Source organism: Pseudomonas synxantha, assembly GCF_900105675.1.
GTDB classification, from domain to species: Bacteria; Pseudomonadota; Gammaproteobacteria; order Pseudomonadales; family Pseudomonadaceae; genus Aquipseudomonas; species Aquipseudomonas synxantha.
Genome location: NZ_LT629786.1, coordinates 3,923,187 through 3,941,914, shown reverse-complemented (window position 1 = coordinate 3,941,914; position 18,728 = coordinate 3,923,187). Strand labels below are relative to the sequence as shown.

The following is an 18,728-nucleotide window of genomic DNA, read 5'->3' as shown; positions in this document are numbered from 1 at the left end:
ACGGTGACGGTTGGATGACAGACCCCGTGTAGCAAATCTGTCATTGGCCTGCGCTAGGCTCGCGGGCTTGAATGCCCCCCCCTTGAGTTTGCGTCCATGGTCCGAGGCCTGTTGTGCGTTGCCCTACTGTTTGTCACCGTTACCGCCCGCGCCGAAACCTGGCCTGTAAAGGATTGGGCCATGGGCACACCCCTCAATGGCCCCGCTGTCGATGCACTGGACGCCTACGCTTTCCCGCCCCGTGACGACACCAGCCGCGAAGGCATTCGTACCGATGCGCTGCTGGTCATTCGTGACGGCGAAATCATCTACGAACGCTACGCCGCGCCCACCACCGCCAGCACGCCGCACCTGACCTGGTCGGTGAGCAAAAGCCTGATGGCCACCGTGCTCGGCGTGGCCTACGGTGAAAACCGCTTCAAGCTGAGCGACCCCGTTGCGCGTTTCTACTCGCCGATGAATCAGCATCCCAAGGTGACCATGGCCGACCTGCTGCACTGGGCCTCGGGCCTGGACTGGCAGGAAGACTATGAATACGCGCCGCTGAAATCCTCGGTGGTGGCGATGCTCTACACCCGAGGCCGTGGCGATATGGCCGAGTTTGCCGCCAGTACCGACGCTGCTGCTGCCCCGGGCCAGGCGTTTCGTTATTCCAGTGGCGACAGCAACATCTTGTCTGCGGCCCTCAAAGGCATGCTCGGCCACAAGGCGTATATGAGCTATCCGTGGGATGCGTTGTTCAAGCCGTTGGGCATTCGCAATGCGACATGGGAAACCGATGCCGATGAAACCTTCGTCGCTTCGTCCTATGCGTACCTCACTGCCCGGAATTTGGCGAGGGTTGGACTGCTGATGGCGCGGGAGGGGCGTTGGGGTGAGCAACAGTTGCTGCCTAAAGAATGGGTGGCCTTCAATCGCCAGCCGTTCGACAAATACAAAAGCGGCCAGGATGAAGCCGTCCCCGGCGGCCAGTGGTGGCTCAACACAGGCGCGCCCAAACCTTGGCCCGATGCTCCTGCTGACACCTTCGCCGCATTGGGACACTGGGGCCAAGCGCTGTTCGTGCTGCCGGACGAGCACTTGGTGATCGTACGTTACGGCGATGACCGCGACGGCAGCTATCGGCACAACGAACTGCTCAAGCGCGTATTGGCGGCGGTGCAGCCATGATTCGTCGTCGGCCGTTTACCAGTCTGTTTCTGCTGCTGTTGCTCGCCCTGTTGGGCTGGGTGTGGCATGAGCGCGTCAACCTGCAAGCCTTCCCCGACATCATCGCGGCGTACACCGCCAAGGAGTATTGCTCGTGCCGGTATGTGGAAAACAACCCGGCGCAGTATTGCCGTGGGTATGTGAAGCAGTACGTGCCGACCAGTGCGTTGATCGACACGCCTGAGCGCAGTGAAGTGACGGCGAGTGGGTTGGGGCGTACGCATACGGCAAGGTGGTTGGGGGAGCGGCAGGGGTGTCGCTTGGTGCCGTGAGGTAGCCGATCAGGCGGGTTTGCCAGAAACGCTGCATGATCGGCGTATAGCTTTGTGTCGAATATTGTTCTCCACCCTTGTTTGAATGATTCATTCGCTAAGCAGATACAGCCCCAGCAAGCAGGAAAGTAATATGATTTCTGAAATAAAAAAACCGAACAGCTTGAGTTTAAGGTGTTGAGGGAGGTTTTTTAGTTCCTGCGGTTCAAGTGTGCCGCGACTTACAAAGAATCGACTGCATGTAATTATTATTGATGTGGCTACTATAAATATTATGGTTGCAGTCCAGCTGGTAGCGTTGAGTCTGGCTCTGATTGTAATGGCAGAGCTATGCCTGAACCCCAGAATGATTGAGCTGCCATGTTTCTTTCCCATCCATAAACAAGCTAAAGCCCAGATCGGCACTGCTATGATGGTCAGCACTGCCACGCCCAACTGAAGAGGGGGCATGGCGGTCCATTTAACAAGAAATATTAGCCAGCAAAACAAAAACATCCAAGTGAAGATATATAAAGATTTATTGAGGATAGATAAGCGCCTTTTGAGTGCTTTGGGGAATTTATCTATATCTTCAATGCAAGCTCCGCCGTCAGGTAGAAAAAGGCGTGGCGTGCTTATGACGCTGAAAATCCTGCCTAAAACAACCAGCCTCCCCAAAGGACCACCGTGAATGAAGCCTGATAGCATGATCACGGCAGGACAATTTTTTAGACAATTCAGCATTAGCTCCATCTTGGTATAGGCAATATGCAGCAACATGCCTAGGGCAATTACTGTGCCGCCAAACCCGATCAAGCTGACACATAGGAATATTGTATCCGCTGTACTAACGCTCACGTTGTTGCCTCATAAATGACTTCTCCCGTTTGTTTCGCCTTTGTAAAGGTGATCTCGGTAGCAAAGACTCCAAGGTTTAAATGAATGAAACGCAGGTTTATTAGCAGAAGCTGACCTGTCAGGGACCTTGGGTAAGTCCGGTTGTATTACTTGAGCTTCAACAGAATGACTACAAGTATCAGCCACGCTAAAGAGGCAAGCATCAGTGCCGTATCGGCAATCAGATGCCTTTTCAGATGAGGCGGGAAATGTTGAAGATCGGCAGAGTTTACATCTCCCATACGGATATATGCCTTTGACCACATAACCATTCCGGCAATTTTCGAAATTTCCAATAGGGACCAAATCAAGCCCCGCCTCCCTAAGCTCGGCCCCCAAAGATAAATATAACGGCTGTTCTTTAAGGCCTCCCTTATGGCGTCTAGGTGGTAGCGGCTCAGGTAAAAGACTGTATCCAGTACCGGCAATTGCGAGGAGACCAGGGGTACCAATAAAAATGATCGCAACCCAGGGGTCCCAGGTGTCGATGCTGGTCATGGCTGAGTAACCTCGTAGATTTTCTCCCCCATAGCTTCGCCAGCGATCCCGCCACCCGGCGCACCGGCCTTGTCCAAATGGTGCACTAAGCTGCGACTGGATATACCGAGAGCCGATTTCAACTTGGGGACTATTACCTTACTCAAACTCTATCAACACAGATATGGCCGCCAGCCAAATAACCCCCACCACTATTAATCCCGTTACGACTTTCAGTCGACGTTTAAGGTAAGGAGGGAAGTTTTCAAGATCAATGGGGTCAAGCTCACCCATGCGAAGTGATGCCCTTGGCATCAGGATCATCCCAGCGATTTTTGATATTTCCAAAAGGGACCAAATCAAACCCCGCTTACCCAGGCTCGACCCCCACAGATAAATATAACGACTGTTCCTTAAAGCCTCCTTCATGGCGCCCAGATGATGGTGGCTTAGGTACAGACTGTATGTAACAGCCACAATTGCAATCAGAATTGGCCCGGCCAGAAGCCAGATAAGTAGCCAGGACTTCCAAAATTCCTCGATGGTCATGGCAGAGTTTTCTCATACAATTTTTCACCCAATGTTTCGCCACCGCTACCGCCGTAAGTGGTGCCCGCCCAAGTGCCAGTTCCTACTAGGGCGGCGACACAGACAACACCCCCTATACCTGTAGAGACGCCAAGCGCCACACAAATCGAACTACTGGCAGATCTGGCCATCAGTCCGCCCAGCGTACCGCCTGCGGTGGCACCGGCGAATTTTCCTCCCTCAGTAAACTTAACCTTCTCACATGCAGCTCCAGAATCCCCGTTACACACCTGCTGAATAGCCAGCAACGAAGACACACCGCCGAGGCCAATACCGATGTAACCACCTGCCTTCATATACTTCGTGGCACGGCTGACCGCCTCCACATGAGCCGCATACCCCGGAATCTGCCCCGGCCCGCCCGCCTTGTCCCAGTGATGCACCAGGCTGCGGCTGGAAATTCCCAGGGCCGCTTTCAACTTCGGGTGATCGCCCAAGGTTGTCTGGCCACGCAAGCGCGTGGAGTTGAGCAAATGGGCATCCAGCTGGTTCATCAGCCGATGACGATCGGCAAAGAACTGCGGCGATTTAAGGTGGCCGTGCTGGCGATAGTTTTCTTGATGCAAGCGCTCGATGGCTTGAAGGGTGTCGCGCAGGCTGGTCAGGTGTTTTTCCATCACGACCGCGCTGACGCCGAGCCAGGTTGAGGTGTGACCGATAAAACCGGCGATCTCGGCACCGTGTCGATACAGAAAGTCGGCCTCGTCCGGCGTAAGGGAATCCAGGGAGGCATCGACTTGTTGAGCGGCCTGCATCAACTGCGCTTCCTGATAAGTGCAGGAGGTGTTGTTCGGATCGCTGAGCACGATCATTGAGCCGGCTTTGAAGTGGCCTGTATTGGGGTTCAGCGTTTGAAACTTGCGCATTACAGCCGGGTCAAGAACTGGAAAAAGCGTGGCCTCCAAAGCCTCGCGCGTAGTGCTTTTGGGCACGATATAAAAACCTGGTTCCTGGCCCGATAGGCCGTTAAATGCAGACGGGACTGAATGGCTTGGCGGCGTGTAAGCGCTTTGAGAAGGCGCCGCCCAACTGGTAGCGGCTCGGACCGGTTCGGCGGCTTGCCTGTTGGCGCCCACAACCGAGCCACCTCTGCTGTGGTACTTGGCTGAAAACACCGAAGGCACCAATTCGGCTTTGCAGGGACAGTCGCTGTAACTATCCAACGTACCGGCCATAAGCCGGCCGTGGCTGTTCATGAAGGAAATGCCACCGACGATCCTATAAGTTCGCCCATCCTTGCCACAGGTGACTCGGTCACCTTCGCACGCATGAAGAAGGCCATGGATGTTGATTCTTTTATCTCCGTCCAGCACTTCCCCGCCGCAGGTGGTCTTGTCACCCAGGCCAATGAAATAACCTACGCTCATTGTTTTTCCCTTTATCCATTAAGTTTTTTTGGCCGTACTTTCCTCCTCGTCTCGACAAGAAAACTAACGCGTGACGCATTTCAATCGAGGTAAACGAGCAAGGGAGAGTCAGTGGCAAGCCAAACTTTGGAGAGGGATTTACTTAGGGTAAAGTCGGACGATTCCGAGGTTTTCGTCGTAAAAATCTGATGCATCAGCGGCGCCCGATGCAATGCACCGGGCGTGTACTACTTACTGCGCAGGTGGAGTGCCGGGCTGCATCGCCAGCAGCAGGTCGTCGATGATGGCTTTGCCCATTTCGCCCAAGTAATGCGAGGCGAACGCAAACCTCTCGGCCCTTGGGTCCATGGCGGCTTCAAGGGAGAGCATTTTGGCGTAGTAGAGCACGTGGGATGCGTGTTCGAGGGCTTCTACAAGCGGAACCCCGGCGTTGACGCGGAATAGTTTCAGATGGCTTTTGTTTTCTCCGCAGTCTGCGAAGGTGGCGGCGCCGATGGTTTCGGCTGAGGGTATTTCGTACGGCATAAGCTTGCTCCTTTGGTACAACCAAAAAGAGCTGCCATTCACGATTCCAAGCATGAGGGTGGCAGCTGTACGCAGGTTGGAATCCGAGAAGAAGCAACTCGGCAGGCACAAGGCCTCCCACGCACAGCCGCCATAAAGCACAAACAGCGGGCACAAAAAAGCGCCGACTGATTGCATGACGACGCTGTAGCGTCTTCTTTCTCGGGATTCCACGCCCGGTCACTGATGAGCAGCGACGGTGGGGAGATTAACGCTATGCAGGCGCCCTCGCAACCGGTGGCAAATGGCTGTTGTGTTTAGCGATCATGCTTATGGCAGCGGCGGGTCAGTTAGAAATGTTTTGGCTGGCACTCAGTCATCGGGGGCAAGCCCCCTCCCACATTTTGATCTCCAGAGATTTTAAGAAAATGGTTGGCCTCAGGTTCCACAGGGTGGAACCACCTTTGGTTGTCCTCACGCCCACATCGCGGTTAGCTGGCGGTGTGTCGCCAACAAGAACGGGAACACCCGCCTGTGAGGAGAATCACCATGCGCCCACACCAGCACATCCTGGATTGGCTCAGCGACGTCGCCAGCGACTTGCACGCTGTGCGTCACGATATCCACGCCCATCCTGAGCTTGGCTTTGAAGAGAACCGCACCTCAGCGCTGGTCGCGCACTCCTTGCGGGAATGGGGGTATGAGGTGCATACCGGCATCGGCAAGACCGGTGTGGTCGGCGTGCTGCGTAACGGCAGCAGCTCGCGCACGCTGGGCATTCGCGCCGATATGGACGCCTTGCCCATCATCGAAAACACCGGCGCGGCCTACACCAGCCAGCACGCCGGTTGCATGCACGCCTGCGGGCATGACGGCCATACCACCATGTTGCTCGGCGCTGCCCGCTACCTGGCGGCGACGCGGCAATTCGACGGCACGCTGAATCTGATTTTCCAACCCGCCGAAGAAGGCCAGGGCGGTGCCGAGGCGATGCTGGCGGAGGGTTTGCTGGAGCGTTTTCCCTGTGATGGGTTGTTTGGCATGCACAATATGCCGGGCTTGCCAGCAGGGCATTTGGGGTTAAGAGTTGGCCCAATGATGGCCTCCCAGGACTTGCTCACTGTCACCCTCGAAGGCGTCGGCGGCCATGGCTCCATGCCGCACTTGACCGTGGACCCGTTGGTAGCGGCCGCGAGTATGGTCATGGCCCTGCAGACGGTGGTGGCGCGCAATATCGACACCCAGGAAGCCGCCGTGGTCACGGTAGGCGCCTTGCAGGCCGGTCAGGCGGCCAACGTGATTCCCCAGCAAGCGTTATTGCGCCTGAGCCTGCGCGCACTCAACCCCAAGGTGCGCGAGCAGATGCTCGAGCGGGTCAACGCGATCATCCAGACCCAGGCCGCCAGCTTCGGCTGCACGGTGCAGGTCGAACACCGCCCGGCCTATCCGGTGCTGGTCAACCATGCCGAAGAAACCGAGTTTGCCCGCCAGGTCGGCGTGGCCTTGCTCGGCGCCGATGCCGTGGACGGCAACACCCGCACGCTGATGGGCAGCGAAGACTTCGCTTGGATGCTGCAACGCTGCCCCGGCAGCTACCTGTTTATCGGCAATGGCGTATCGCGGCCGATGGTGCATAACCCCGCCTATGACTTCAACGACGACATCCTGCTGACCGGCGCCGCCTATTGGGGCGCACTGGCCGAGAGCTGGCTCAAGCCTGCCTGACAACCGCACTTTTTCTGCCGCTGGACCCTTTCCCTTATCGGTTGAATGGAGTGTTCCTCATGCAGACTTCAAAACCTGGCGTCTCCCGCACCCGCCAAGTGGTGGCGGCCGTGATCGGCAACGCGTTGGAGTGGTACGACTTTATCGTCTATGGCTTTCTGGCCAGCATTATCGCCCGGCAATTCTTCCCCTCCGAGGATGAATACGCTTCGCTGCTGATGGCCTTGGCCACCTTTGGTGTGGGCTTTTTCATGCGCCCGGTGGGCGGCATCCTGTTGGGCATCTACTCCGACCGCAAAGGCCGCAAGGCGGCGATGCAGTTGATTATCCGGCTGATGACCGTGTCCATCGCAATGATCGCCTTTGCGCCAAACTATGCCGCCATCGGCATGGGCGCGCCGCTGCTGATCGTGGTGGCGCGCATGCTCCAGGGCTTTGCCACCGGCGGGGAATACGCCAGTGCCACCGCGTTCCTGGTAGAAAGTGCGCCGGCCCATCGCAAGGGCTTGTACGGCTCGTGGCAGCTGGTGGGGCAGTGCCTGGCGGTGTTTGGGGGAGCAGCGATGGTGGCGCTGGTGACGCACTTCTTTTCCCCCGAAACCCTCGACCTGTGGGGCTGGCGCCTGCCGTTCGTACTGGGCTTGCTGATCGGCCCGGTGGGGTTGTGGATTCGTCGGCACATGGAAGACCCGGAAGAGTTCATTGAGGCGCGCAGAAACGCCACCGGCCCGGCGCCGAGCCTGATGAATGTGTTGCGTGATCATCGCCGCAGCATCCTGGTGTCCATGGGCCTGGCCTGTGGGGCGACGGTGTCGTTCTATGTGGTGCTGGTGAACATGCCGACCTTCGCTCACAAGAACCTCGGCCTGCCGTTGGACCAGGTGCTGATGGTGCAGATGTTTGCGGTGGCGCTGATGACTGTGGTGATTCCGTTGTCCGGCCTGCTCTCGGATCGCCTGGGGCGGCGGCCGGTGCTGATGGCGTTCACGCTGGCCTTCTTCGTGATGGTCTACCCGCTGTATGTGTGGGTGGCTGCCGCGCCGTCCATCGAGCGCTTGCTGGTGATGCAGGTGATGCTGTGCACGGCCATTGGCGGGTTCTTCGGCCCGGCGCCGACGGCGTTGGCCGAGCAGTTTCCCATCGAGGTGCGCTCGACCGGCGTGTCAGTGGCCTATAACGTAGCGGTGATGGTGTTCGGTGGTTTCGCACCGCTGATCGTGACCTGGTTGAGCAAAGTGTTGGGCACACCGGTGGCACCGTCGTTCTATGTGTTGTTCGCTTGCGTGCTGACGCTGCTGGGCACTTACTGCATGCAGGAGGCACCGCGGGCGAAGAAACCGCTGGCGTTTTCAAGTGAGGTGAAGCCTTGAGTATTGTTGATTGGGATGCCACCGAACTGTCGCGGGCGATCCATGGGCGGCAGGTGTCGTGTGAAGAGGTGATGCAAGCGTACCTGGCACAGATCCAGCGTTTTAACCCCAGGGTGAATGCGCTGGTGTCGTTGCGCGACAGCGATGCCGTGCTGGCCGAGGCGAGAGCCTGTGATCGTGAGCTGGACCAGGGCCAGTCCCGCGGCTGGATGCATGGCATGCCCCAGGCGATCAAGGACCTGGCGGCGACCCAAGGCTTGCGCACCACCCTGGGCTCACCGTTGTTTGCCGAGCATGTGCCGAGTGAAGACGCCATCAGCGTGGCGCGGGTGCGGGCCAGTGGCGCGATCATCATCGGCAAGACCAACGTGCCGGAGTTCGGCCTGGGCTCCCATACCTACAACACGCTGTTCGGCACCACCGGCAATGCTTATGACCCGCGCCTGTCGGCCGGCGGCAGCAGCGGCGGGGCGGCGGTGGCCCTGGCGCTACGCATGCTGCCGGTGGCCGATGGCAGCGATATGATGGGCTCGCTGCGCAACCCGGCGGCGTTCAACAATGTGTTCGGCTTGCGCCCGTCCCAGGGGCGCGTGCCCCACGGGCCGATGCCGGAAGTGTTCGTGCAGCAGTTGGGCACCGAAGGCCCGATGGGCCGCAGCGTGACGGATGTGGCGCGGTTGTTGAGCATTCAGGCCGGTTACGACCCACGGGTGCCGTTGTCTTCCAAGGACGATCCCGCTGTGCTGGGCCAGCCGCTGCAGCGCGACTTCAAAGGCGCACGCCTGGGATGGCTGGGGGACTACAACGGTTATTTGCCGATGAAAGACGGCCTGATGAGCCTGTGCGAAAAGGCCCAGGGTGACTTCGCCGAGCTTGGCTGCGAAGTAGAAAGCTGCCAGCCGGACTTTTCAATGGCGCGACTGTGGCGCTGCTGGCTGGTACACCGCCATTGGCTGGTGCACGGCAACCTCGGTGCGGCCTATGCCAACCCAAAAAAACGTGCACTGCTCAAGCCCGAAGCGCAATGGGAAGTGGAGGGCGGCCTCGGCTTGAGCGCCCAGCAGGTGTACCAGGCCTCGGTGGATCGTAGCGAGTGGTACAGAGCCCTGACCAAATTGTTCGAGCGTTACGATTTCCTGCTGCTGCCCACCGCCCAAGTGTTCCCTTTCGATGCACAACAAGCGTGGCCGTACCATGTGGCCGGGCGCGAAATGGATACCTATCACCGCTGGATGGAAGTGGTGATCGGCCCAACCCTGGCCGGCTTGCCGAGCATGAGCATCCCCGTGGGCTTCAACCCCCAAGGCCTGCCCATGGGCCTGCAAATCATCGGCCCGGCCCAGGCGGACCGCGCCGTGCTGCAATTGGCCTATGCCCATGAACAGCTGACCCAATGGGTACGACGCCGGCCGCCGGAATGTCTTGCAGCGACCGGCTGAGCCGCGACCGGGCCTGCATCTTGCTGTGAAAATGATCATCCACCGGCAACAGGGAGATCGAACATGGACACAGGCACCGTACGCTCGGTTGAGCGTGCACTGGCAATCGTCGAGTTGCTGGGTGAGCACCAGGCCCTGGGGCTGGAGGAACTGCACTACCTCACGCGCCTGCCCAAGGCCACGGTGTCGCGCATGTTGCTGACCTTGCAGGAACAGGGCTGGGTCTATCGCGGCCTGAGCGATCGGCGCTACCGCCTGCGTGCCCGGCGTTTGTTCGGCGATACCCAGCAACGCTTCAGGCGCCAGGTGGTGGAAAGCGCGGCGCCGTGGTTGGTGGAGTTGAGCGAGCGCACCGGCTTGGTGGTGGACTTGTCCTGCTTCGACGGCGAGCGCCTGGAAGTCATGGAGAGCGCGATTCCCAGTGTGTTGCGCAAGCTGTACCCGAACAACTGCCAGATCGTCGGCCAGTACGCCAGCCTGTTTCACTCGGCGATGGGAAAGGCCTGCCTGACGCAACTGCCCCGTGATGAAGTGCAACGCCTGGCGGGCCGCGACCGGGTGGCCGCCGATGAGCAATACCATGCGTGCGAGCACACCCAGCACCAGGGTTTCGGCCAGCGTACCGAGGGCTATTGGGAATACCCGGTGCGTCTGCCGTTCCTGATCCGGGCGGTAGCGTTGCCGGTGCGGGCCAATGGCCGGTTGGTGGGCAGCATGGCCTTGCATTGGCCGATGCATCAAGCGCCGGTGGAGCGGGTGTTGAACCTGCATATGGCCAGCCTTGAAGAAACGATCTGCGAAGTTCAACGGGCATTGGCCTGAACAGTCGCCGCCGGACCCATGTGGGAGGGGGCTTGCTCCCGATAGCAGGGTGTCAGCCACTGGATGAGTTGCTGATCCACCGCCATCGGGAGCAAGCCCCCCACATTGGATTTGCGCCGTTCGTGAGATTGCGCTTAATGTTCGCCCAGGTTTTTTGCCCCATGAGTCTTTATGTTCAATGTCAAACCCCTGGTCTTCGCCCTGCTGACCTGTGCCAGCGTGCCTGCCCACGCCGACTGGTACCTGGATAACGAATCCTCGCGCCTGTCTTTCGTCACCACCAAAAACACCGAGATTGCCGAGGTGCATCGCTTCCTGGTGTTGCATGGCAAGGTCGACGCCAAGGGCGCGGCGCAGTTGCAAGTGGAGATGGAGTCGATCAACAGTGGCATCCCACTGCGCGACGAGCGCATGCGCAAAGAGCTGTTCCAGATCAAGACCTTCCCCGAAGCGCAGATCAGCGCGCAGATCAATCTGCAGCCGATCAACGACCTGGCGCCCGGCGCGCAGTTGGAATTGCGCCTGCCGCTGAGCGTTACCCTGCACGGCAAGACCCAGACCTACAGCGCCGAATTGCTCGCCACGCGCCTGGATGAGCGGCGCTTCCAGGTGGTGACCCTGGAGCCGGTGGTGTTGCATGCCGAGGATTTCGACCTGGCGCCGGGCGTAGCGGCGTTGCGCAAGGCTGCCGGGCTTAAGTCGATCAGCCTGTCGGTGCCGGTGGGTGCGGTACTGATTTTCACGGCGCGCTGACATGAGCGGCGCAGTGTTCCCGTGGCGCAGCGCCAATCAGTTTGAATTGCTGATCGACGGGCCGAGTTTCTTCCCGCAGATGCTGGTGGGCATTGCCCGGGCCGAGCAGCAGGTCGATCTTGAATTGTATTTGGTCGAAGCCGGGGCCTGTGCCGACGCCATGGTGCAGGCGCTGGTGCTGGCCGCCGAGCGCGGCGTGCAGGTGCGCTGCCTGTTTGATGATTACGGCAGCCTGGCGTTTACCCTCGGGCTGCGCAAGCGCTTGATCGATGCTGGCGTGGAGCTGCGCTTCTACAATCGCCTGAACTGGCGGCGCTGGATGCGCAACCTGTACCGCGATCACCGCAAGCTGTTGCTGATCGACCAGGGTGTCGCCGTGGTCGGCGGCACGGGCGTCACCGATGAGTTCTGGACGCCAGGGCAAGACAGCGCCGACTGGCATGAAGTGATGGTGCAGATCAGCGGCCCGCTGGTGCTGGACTGGCAGGCCCTGTTTGACCGTCAATGGCACGCCAACGCGGCGCGCCGTGAATGGAAACCGGCGACCCATTTCGGTTTGCCGCGCCTGCCCAAGGTGCCTGCGATGGGCCCCGGCCTGGGTCGTGTGGCCTATGCCGACGCCCGTCAACACCGGGATATCCTGCAATCGCTGATCCGCGCCTTGAACAGCAGCAAGGGGCGGATCTGGCTGGCGACGCCTTACTTCCTGCCGACCTGGAGCGTGCGTCGTGCCTTGCGCAGGGCGGCAGGGCGGGGTGTGGATGTGCGTTTGCTGCTCACCGGGCCACGTACCGATCACCCGTCAGTACGCTACGCCGGCCATCGTTATTACCCGCGTCTGCTGCGGGCAGGCGTGCAGATCTTTGAATACCAGCCGTGCTTTTTGCACCTGAAAATGGTGCTGGTGGATGATTGGGTGAGCATTGGTTCATGCAATTTCGATCACTGGAATTTGCGCTTCAACCTGGAAGCCAACCTCGAAGCGCTGGACCCGGGATTGACGGCGGCGGTGGTGGCCAGTTTCGAAACCGATTTTGCCCAGAGCCAGGCGGTGAGCCTGGAGGCATGGAAAGCGCGGCCGTTGTGGCGGCGGGTGAAGCAGAGGGTGTGGGGGTGGATTGATCGGTTGGTGGTCAACCTGCTCGACCGGCGCGGCTAACAAGAACAATGAGGTCAAATGTGGGAGGGGGCTTGCTCCCGATGGCGGTGTTTCAGTTAACAGATTTATTGACTGACCCACTGCTATCGGGAGCAAGCCCCCTCCCACATTTTTACTGCATTTGAGGTTTAGAGCAGTTCAAAGGTCTGTTGCTGCACATCCTGGGAATCCAGCCCGATCTGCACATTGAACTCACCCGGTTCCGCCGCGAACTTGAGCTGGGTGTTGTAGAACTTCAAGTCCTCCTCGGTGATGGTGAAGTGCAGCGTGCGTTCTTCGCCGGCCTTGAGCATGACCTTCTGGAAGTTCTTCAGCTCCTTGATCGGGCGAATCATCGAGCCGGCCACGTCCTGGATATACAACTGCACCACGGTTTCGCCATCGACCTTGCCGGTGTTCTTCACCGTGACGCTGGCGTCGAGCTTGCCGGTCTTGTTCAGGGTGGTGGACGACAGCGCCATGTCCGCCAGGCTGAACGTGGTGTAGCTCAGGCCATAACCAAACGGAAACAGCGGGCCGGTGGTGTCATCGAAGTACTGCGAGGTGTAGTTGCCCGGCTTGCCTGGGGTGAATGGTCGGCCGATGGTCAGGTGGTTGTAGTAGGTGGGAATCTGCCCCACCGAACGTGGGAAGGTGATCGGCAGCTTGCCCGACGGGTTGTAGTCACCGAACAGCACGTCGGCGATGGCGTTGCCGCCTTCGGTGCCGGCGAACCAGGTTTCCAGGATCGCGTCGGCCTGCTGGCTCTCATCGAGGATCGACAGCGGACGGCCGTTCATCAGCACCAAAACCAACGGTTTGCCGGTAGCTTTCAGGGCCTTGATCAGGTCGCGCTGGCTTTGCGGGATATTCAGGTCGGTGCGGCTCGACGACTCGTGGGACATGCCACGGGACTCGCCCACCGCTGCGACGATAACGTCGGCGTTCTTCGCGGCCTTGACCGCTTCGTCAATCAGCACTTGGGCAGGGCGCGGGTCATCCACCACTTCCGGGGCATCAAAGTTGAGGAAGTTGAGGTAGTCGAGCACTGCCTTGTCGCCGGTGATATTGGCACCACGGGCATAGATCACTTTGCCTTTCTCGCCGATCACCGCGTTCAGGCCGTCGAGCAGGGTCACCGATTGCGCAGGCCGGCCGGCAGCGGCCCAACTGCCCATCATGTCGATAGGGGCCTTGGCCAGCGGGCCGACCAGAGCGATGGTCGCGGATTTTTTCAGCGGCAGGGTTTCGTTGTGGTTTTTCAGCAACACCAGGCTACGGCGTGCGATATCCCGGGCCTCGGTGCGGTGCAGGCGGCTGTCGGCGTAGGTGTCGACCGGGTCATCCTCGGCCTTGCCGATGCGCAGGTACGGGTCCTTGAACAGGCCCATGTCGTACTTGGCGCCGAGCACTTCGCGCACGGCATTGTCGATGTCGCTCTGCTCGATCTCGCCGGACTTGAGCAGCCCGGGCAATTCCTTGCCGTACAGCGAGTCGTTCATGCTCATGTCGATGCCGGCCTTGATCGCCAGCTTGGCGGCTTCGCGCCCGTCCTTGGCCACGCCGTGCTTGATCAGCTCGAAGATCGCGCCGTGGTCGCTGACGGTCAGGCCCTTGAAGCCCCAGTCTCTGCGCAGCAGGTCGTTCATCAGCCAGGTGTTGGCGGTGGCGGGCACGCCGTTGATCGAGTTCAACGCCACCATCACGCCGCCGGAACCGGCCTTGATTGCCGCGTGGTAGGGCGGCAGGTAGTCCTGGTACATCTTGACCGGGCTCATGTCGACCACGTTGTAGTCGCGCCCGCCTTCCACCGCACCGTACAGGGCGAAGTGCTTGACGCTGGCCATCAGGCTGTCGGCATTCGCGGGGCTGGTGCCCTGGAACGCCTTGACCATGACTTCGGCAATGCGCGAGACCAGGTAGGTGTCTTCCCCGAACCCTTCGGAGGTGCGGCCCCAGCGCGGGTCGCGGGAGATATCGACCATTGGCGCAAAGGTGATGTCGAGGCTGTCGGCAGCGGCTTCCTGGGCGGCGATGCGCCCGGAGCGGCCGATGGCGTCCATGTCCCAGCTGGAAGCCAGGGCCAGGCTGATCGGGAAAATCGTGCGGTGGCCGTGGATCACGTCGTAGGCGAAGAACATCGGGATCTTCAAGCGGCTGCGCATGGCCGCGTCCTGCATCGGGCGGTTTTCCGGGCGGGTGATGGAGTTGAACGTGCCACCGATGCGGCCGGCGGCGATTTCCTGGCGGATCAGTTCCCGGGGCATTTCCGGGCCGATGCTGATCAGGCGCAATTGGCCGATCTTTTCATCCAGGGTCATTTGCTTGAGCAGGTCGCTGACGAAGGCGTCCTTGTCTTTAAGCGCAGCAGGCTTTGTTTCTGCCCATACGGGGTGGGTGGCCAGAGTGGCAACAAGGCCGAGCAAACACAGCTTCTTCATGAATATCCTTTTTCGGCTCACTGCACAGCGATAACGCTGGTCGGCCAAAATGTGGGGAGCGTCTATTGTTGTTCGGGTGTTGTTCAGATAAATGCAGCACACTCTGAACTCTTTTTCGCGCTGGGCATCTTTGTAGCTGATTGGCTCGATGCATGCCAGTGGTGGCGGATTATGCCCCAAGCGCGTCGTTTGTAGGGTTAGTCATCAAATTCCATCGAGATCGGGCAGGAGAAACACTATGCAAGCAGCACAACATTACCGCTGGGGCTTCAAGGCTGCGGCTTTGCTACTGATCAGCACCGTGCTGAGCGGTTGCGGCATCAACAACATCCCGACCCTGGACGAACAGGCCAAGGCGGCCTGGGGTCAGGTGCAGAACCAGTACCAGCGCCGTGCCGACCTGATCCCCAACCTGGTGGAAGTGGTCAAGGGCTACGCCGCCCATGAGCAAGACACCCTGACCGCGGTGATTGAAGCGCGGGCCAAGGCCACCTCGATCCAGGTGGATGCCAGCACCCTCGACAACCCGGAAAAACTCAAGCAGTTCCAGCAAGCCCAGGATGGCCTGAGCGGTGCACTCAGCCGTTTGATGGTGGTGTCCGAGCGTTACCCGGACCTCAAGGCCAACCAGAACTTCCTGGCCCTGCAGTCCCAGCTTGAAGGCACCGAGAACCGGATCGCCGTGGCTCGTCGTGATTTCATCCAGGCCGTGCAAGCCTACAACACCGAAATCCGTACTTTCCCGGGCCGCCTGTGGCACACCGTGATGTACAGCGACCTGCCGATTCGCGCCACGTTTGAAGCCACCAGTGCCGACGCCGATAAAGCGCCGCAAGTGAAGTTCAAATAAGCCCGCGCTGAGGTGTCGATGCGTTTATTACGGATAAGCCTGGCGTTGTGGCTGTTGGCCTGCGTGGGCGTGGCCCAGGCAGCGTTGACCTTCCCGGCGCTGAGCGGGCGTGTGGTGGACAGCGCGCAGATGATCGACCCGGCGGTGCGCGAGCAATTGACCCAGCAGTTGCAGGCGCTGGAGCAAACCTCGGGCGACCAGCTCGTGGTGGTCACCGTGCCCGACCTGCAGGGCGTGCCCATTGAAGACTACGGTTATCAATTGGGCCGCCAGTGGGGTATTGGCCAGAAGGGCAAGGACAACGGCGCGCTGCTGATCGTCTCCCGTGATGACCGCAAAGTGCGCATCGAAGTCGGTTACGGCCTGGAAGGTGTGCTGACGGATGCGCAATCCTGGGTGATCATCAATCAGGTGATCTTGCCGAAGTTCAAGGCCGGCAACTTCAGCCAGGGCATCAGCGATGGCGTGGCCGCGATGCTGCAGGTGGTGGGCGGCGAACCCTTGGCAGTGCCGGCCCATGTGGCGGATGCGAATTTCGCCAAGGATAATCCAGGGTTCTCCATCGGTTTGTTTATCCTGCTGATCGGCGTGTTATGGCTGTGCAATCGCATGGGCCTGCCGGTGGGCGCCATCCTGCTGGCCATTCTCAGCAGCAGTGGCCGCGGCGGCGGTGGGGGAGGCGGTGGCGGCGGTTTCCGGGGCGGCGGCGGTGGCTTCGGTGGCGGCGGGGCTTCGGGGGGCTGGTAATGACAATAACGAGAAAAGAGCATCTACAACCATGGCATTACTGACTGAACACGAGCAACGCCAAGTCGCCGAAGCCATCGCCCGGGTCGAGAAAACCACCGACGCGGAGTTGGTGACCGTGCTGGCGGCGCGTGCCGATGACTACGCCTACATCCCGTTATTGTGGGCGAGCTTGATCGCGTTGGTGGTGCCGGGCGTGGTGCATTACCTGTCGGGCTACCTGACGATGTACACATTGCTGTTGGCGCAATGGGCGACGTTCATTGTGTTGTGCCTGGTGTTCCGCTTGCCCAAGGTCACCACCCGGCTGATTCCGCGTTCGGTTCGCCATTGGCGCGCCTCGAACCTGGCGCGCCGGCAGTTCCTGGAGCAGAACCTGCACCACACCGTGGGCAGCACCGGTGTGCTGATTTTTGTCAGCGAGGCGGAGCGTTATGTGGAGATCCTGGTGGATGACGGGATTTCCCAGCGCCTGGATGACAGCAACTGGGATGCCATCGTCCAGGCGTTTACCCAGCAGGTGAAGCAGGGCCAGACCCTGGTCGGGTTTATCGCCTGTGTTGAGGCCTGTGGCGAGTTGCTCAAGGTGCATGTGCCGGTGACGCAGACGCGCAATGAGCTGCCTAATCGCCTGGTTGTACTTGAATAGCCCATCCAACTCAGTTCCAAATGTGGGAGGGGGCTTGCCCGCGAAGACGTCAGCCCAGCAAACATTGATGTTGGCTGATCCACCGCTATCGGGGGCAAGCCCCCTCCCACATTTAGATCTACTGTGCTGCTGGAACTTACCGTTGATCAAATAACCCCGTGCCCTGAAGCCCTATCCCCCCTAAAATGCCCGGCATTCTTTGCCCGAGGCGTTTTTGTTCATGTCCGTCACCGCTCAACCCGCCAACCCTGCGCCGGATCATCACGCCCAGTTCATCCAATTGCTGAGCGCAAGCCTTGCGCAAAACGCCTTTATCAAGCTGGTGCTGGCCAAGTACGTCGGTGAGGAAGCCGAGCTGCAACGGCTGATCATCAAGCCGGTCACCGTCAAAGACCAGCCGTGCCTGTCCTTCGTGTACCGCTACAAGACCCGCGACATCACCAAGAACTTCCCCGTGGCCGAGGGTGTGGCGGCGATTGCCGCACTGTTGCCGACGTCATTCAAGAACGCGCACTTGCTCTCGCTGACTGACGAAGCCCAGCTGGAATACAGCAAGAAGAACAAAAGCTCGCTGTTCAAAAGCAAACCGCAACAATTGCGCGAAGCACCGTCGGCCGAGCATAACCGTGAAAAGAACCGCTTCCTCGATCTGAGCCGGCCGTTCCTCGCCGACCTCGGTGTGACCGACGCCAAGCAGGCGCTGATCCCGTCGATGTCGCGTAAGTGGAAGCAGATCAACAAGTTCATCGAAGTGTTCAGCCATGCGCTGACGTCGTCGCCGTTGAAGCTCGATCAACCGGTGCGCGTTGCCGATTTCGGCTCGGGCAAGGGTTACCTGACTTTCGCCATCCATGACTACCTGCGCAATACCCTCAAGGCCGAGGGCGAGGTCACCGGCGTTGAATTGCGCGAAGACATGGTCACTCTGTGCAACGCCGCCGCCGCGCGGCTTGAGCACCCGGGGCTGGTGTTCAAATGCGGGGATGTGCGCAGCGTGGCGCCGAGTGAGCTGGACGTAATGATCGCCCTGCATGCCTGTGACATTACCACTGATTATGCGATTCACACCGGCATCCGTTCCGGCGCGTCGATCATCATGTGCTCGCCCTGCTGCCACAAGCAGATTCGCCTGCAGATCCAGAGCCCGGCGCTGCTCAAGCCGATGCTGCAATATGGCCTGCACCTGGGCCAGCAGGCGGAGATGGTCACCGACAGCTTGCGCGCGTTGTTCCTCGAAGCCTGTGGCTATGAGACCAAGGTGTTTGAGTTCATCTCGCTGGAGCACACCAACAAGAACAAGATGATTCTTGCGGTCAAGCGTGCGCAGCCGGTGGACAACGCGCAGTTGCTGGTGAAAATCCAGGAGCTCAAGGCGTTCTACCACATCACGGAACACTGCCTGGAAACCCTGCTGCGCGGGGATGGCTACCTGGCCTGAAGTGAGCGCGGTGCCCTGTGGGAGCTGGCTTGCCTGCGATGACGATGGTGGCTGTGCCACCGC

At 59.8% G+C, this 18,728-nt stretch carries 17 protein-coding genes; 12 read left to right on the top strand and 5 right to left on the bottom strand.

Going from position 1 to position 18,728, the window contains the following annotated elements:
• Nucleotides 1-96: 96 nt before the first annotated feature.
• Both BLU48_RS18325 and BLU48_RS18320 read left to right on the top strand, forming a co-directional pair.
• Nucleotides 97-1,170 carry a serine hydrolase domain-containing protein gene (locus BLU48_RS18325; protein ID WP_057021976.1) on the top strand — a complete coding sequence of 358 codons (1,074 nt, stop codon included), beginning with the start codon at nucleotides 97-99 and terminating at the stop codon, nucleotides 1,168-1,170.
• Nucleotides 1,167-1,481, top strand: coding sequence for a hypothetical protein (locus BLU48_RS18320; protein ID WP_057021977.1), 315 nt, complete (start codon nucleotides 1,167-1,169; stop codon nucleotides 1,479-1,481). Before BLU48_RS18325 ends, BLU48_RS18320 begins: the two co-directional genes overlap by 4 nt.
• 90 nt (nucleotides 1,482-1,571) lie before the next feature.
• On the opposite strand, the gene BLU48_RS18315 is transcribed toward BLU48_RS18320, so the two are convergent.
• The 4 genes from BLU48_RS18315 to BLU48_RS18295 form a co-directional block, all read right to left on the bottom strand.
• Nucleotides 1,572-2,318: a hypothetical protein gene (locus tag BLU48_RS18315; RefSeq protein WP_057021978.1), complete on the bottom strand. Its 747-nt coding sequence runs from the start codon at nucleotides 2,316-2,318 to the stop codon at nucleotides 1,572-1,574.
• Nucleotides 2,319-2,993: 675 nt separating this feature from the next.
• Nucleotides 2,994-3,383: a hypothetical protein gene (locus BLU48_RS18305; RefSeq protein WP_057021979.1), complete on the bottom strand. Its 390-nt coding sequence runs from the start codon at nucleotides 3,381-3,383 to the stop codon at nucleotides 2,994-2,996.
• Nucleotides 3,380-4,789 (bottom strand): PAAR domain-containing protein, encoded by a 1,410-nt coding sequence (locus BLU48_RS18300; protein WP_057021980.1) that lies wholly within the window; start codon nucleotides 4,787-4,789, stop codon nucleotides 3,380-3,382. Before BLU48_RS18300 ends, BLU48_RS18305 begins: the two co-directional genes overlap by 4 nt.
• Before the next feature lie 231 nt (nucleotides 4,790-5,020).
• Nucleotides 5,021-5,314 (bottom strand): DUF3077 domain-containing protein, encoded by a 294-nt coding sequence (locus tag BLU48_RS18295; RefSeq protein WP_057021981.1) that lies wholly within the window; start codon nucleotides 5,312-5,314, stop codon nucleotides 5,021-5,023.
• Nucleotides 5,315-5,842: 528 nt separating this feature from the next.
• Here BLU48_RS18295 and BLU48_RS18290 point away from each other — a divergent pair.
• From BLU48_RS18290 to BLU48_RS18265, 6 genes are all read left to right on the top strand, one after another.
• Entirely contained in the window at nucleotides 5,843-7,018 is a 1,176-nt protein-coding gene (locus BLU48_RS18290) for a M20 aminoacylase family protein (protein ID WP_057021982.1), read from the top strand.
• A gap of 59 nt (nucleotides 7,019-7,077) precedes the next feature.
• Complete coding sequence (locus tag BLU48_RS18285; RefSeq protein WP_057021983.1) at nucleotides 7,078-8,388, top strand: citrate-proton symporter; 1,311 nt, start codon at nucleotides 7,078-7,080, stop codon at nucleotides 8,386-8,388.
• Nucleotides 8,385-9,827 (top strand): amidase, encoded by a 1,443-nt coding sequence (locus tag BLU48_RS18280; RefSeq protein WP_057021984.1) that lies wholly within the window; start codon nucleotides 8,385-8,387, stop codon nucleotides 9,825-9,827. The genes BLU48_RS18285 and BLU48_RS18280 overlap by 4 nt, the downstream gene beginning before the upstream one ends.
• 63 nt (nucleotides 9,828-9,890) lie before the next feature.
• The gene (locus tag BLU48_RS18275; protein ID WP_057021985.1) at nucleotides 9,891-10,649 is read left to right on the top strand and encodes a helix-turn-helix domain-containing protein; all 759 of its coding nucleotides are present in this window, start codon (nucleotides 9,891-9,893) and stop codon (nucleotides 10,647-10,649) included.
• Between the two features lie 171 nt (nucleotides 10,650-10,820).
• Nucleotides 10,821-11,402, top strand: coding sequence for a YceI family protein (locus BLU48_RS18270; RefSeq protein WP_057021986.1), 582 nt, complete (start codon nucleotides 10,821-10,823; stop codon nucleotides 11,400-11,402).
• Between the two features lies 1 nt (nucleotide 11,403).
• Nucleotides 11,404-12,561 (top strand): phospholipase D-like domain-containing protein, encoded by a 1,158-nt coding sequence (locus BLU48_RS18265; RefSeq protein WP_057021987.1) that lies wholly within the window; start codon nucleotides 11,404-11,406, stop codon nucleotides 12,559-12,561.
• Between the two features lie 128 nt (nucleotides 12,562-12,689).
• Here the strand turns inward: BLU48_RS18265 and bglX are convergent, their stop codons facing one another.
• The gene (bglX, locus tag BLU48_RS18260) at nucleotides 12,690-14,981 is read right to left on the bottom strand and encodes a beta-glucosidase BglX (protein ID WP_057021988.1); all 2,292 of its coding nucleotides are present in this window, start codon (nucleotides 14,979-14,981) and stop codon (nucleotides 12,690-12,692) included.
• A gap of 238 nt (nucleotides 14,982-15,219) precedes the next feature.
• Between bglX and BLU48_RS18255 the strand changes: the two genes are divergently transcribed.
• The 4 genes from BLU48_RS18255 to BLU48_RS18240 all read left to right on the top strand — a co-directional run bounded on the left by BLU48_RS18255 (nucleotide 15,220) and on the right by BLU48_RS18240 (nucleotide 18,665).
• Entirely contained in the window at nucleotides 15,220-15,831 is a 612-nt protein-coding gene (locus BLU48_RS18255) for a LemA family protein (protein ID WP_034118558.1), read from the top strand.
• Nucleotides 15,832-15,849: 18 nt separating this feature from the next.
• Nucleotides 15,850-16,578, top strand: coding sequence for a TPM domain-containing protein (locus BLU48_RS32515; protein ID WP_057021989.1), 729 nt, complete (start codon nucleotides 15,850-15,852; stop codon nucleotides 16,576-16,578).
• Nucleotides 16,579-16,609: 31 nt separating this feature from the next.
• On the top strand, nucleotides 16,610-17,227 hold the full coding sequence (locus tag BLU48_RS18245) for a TPM domain-containing protein (protein ID WP_057021990.1): 618 nt from the start codon (nucleotides 16,610-16,612) through the stop codon (nucleotides 17,225-17,227).
• 220 nt (nucleotides 17,228-17,447) lie between these two features.
• On the top strand, nucleotides 17,448-18,665 hold the full coding sequence (locus BLU48_RS18240; protein ID WP_057021991.1) for a class I SAM-dependent methyltransferase: 1,218 nt from the start codon (nucleotides 17,448-17,450) through the stop codon (nucleotides 18,663-18,665).
• The last annotated feature ends 63 nt before the right edge of the window (nucleotides 18,666-18,728 follow it).

What these genes read in the sequence shown, in the direction of transcription:
- BLU48_RS18325 (WP_057021976.1), top strand. Translation starts at nt 97, where the DNA reads ATGGTCCGAGGCCTGTTGTGCGTTGCCCTACTGTTTGTCACCGTTACC.
- BLU48_RS18320 (WP_057021977.1), top strand. Translation starts at nt 1,167, where the DNA reads ATGATTCGTCGTCGGCCGTTTACCAGTCTGTTTCTGCTGCTGTTGCTC.
- BLU48_RS18305 (WP_057021979.1), bottom strand. Translation starts at nt 3,383, where the DNA reads ATGACCATCGAGGAATTTTGGAAGTCCTGGCTACTTATCTGGCTTCTG.
- BLU48_RS18300 (WP_057021980.1), bottom strand. Translation starts at nt 4,789, where the DNA reads ATGAGCGTAGGTTATTTCATTGGCCTGGGTGACAAGACCACCTGCGGC.
- BLU48_RS18295 (WP_057021981.1), bottom strand. Translation starts at nt 5,314, where the DNA reads ATGCCGTACGAAATACCCTCAGCCGAAACCATCGGCGCCGCCACCTTC.
- BLU48_RS18290 (WP_057021982.1), top strand. Translation starts at nt 5,843, where the DNA reads ATGCGCCCACACCAGCACATCCTGGATTGGCTCAGCGACGTCGCCAGC.
- BLU48_RS18285 (WP_057021983.1), top strand. Translation starts at nt 7,078, where the DNA reads ATGCAGACTTCAAAACCTGGCGTCTCCCGCACCCGCCAAGTGGTGGCG.
- BLU48_RS18275 (WP_057021985.1), top strand. Translation starts at nt 9,891, where the DNA reads ATGGACACAGGCACCGTACGCTCGGTTGAGCGTGCACTGGCAATCGTC.
- BLU48_RS18270 (WP_057021986.1), top strand. Translation starts at nt 10,821, where the DNA reads ATGTTCAATGTCAAACCCCTGGTCTTCGCCCTGCTGACCTGTGCCAGC.
- BLU48_RS18265 (WP_057021987.1), top strand. Translation starts at nt 11,404, where the DNA reads ATGAGCGGCGCAGTGTTCCCGTGGCGCAGCGCCAATCAGTTTGAATTG.
- bglX (WP_057021988.1), bottom strand. Translation starts at nt 14,981, where the DNA reads ATGAAGAAGCTGTGTTTGCTCGGCCTTGTTGCCACTCTGGCCACCCAC.
- BLU48_RS18255 (WP_034118558.1), top strand. Translation starts at nt 15,220, where the DNA reads ATGCAAGCAGCACAACATTACCGCTGGGGCTTCAAGGCTGCGGCTTTG.
- BLU48_RS32515 (WP_057021989.1), top strand. Translation starts at nt 15,850, where the DNA reads ATGCGTTTATTACGGATAAGCCTGGCGTTGTGGCTGTTGGCCTGCGTG.
- BLU48_RS18245 (WP_057021990.1), top strand. Translation starts at nt 16,610, where the DNA reads ATGGCATTACTGACTGAACACGAGCAACGCCAAGTCGCCGAAGCCATC.
- BLU48_RS18240 (WP_057021991.1), top strand. Translation starts at nt 17,448, where the DNA reads ATGTCCGTCACCGCTCAACCCGCCAACCCTGCGCCGGATCATCACGCC.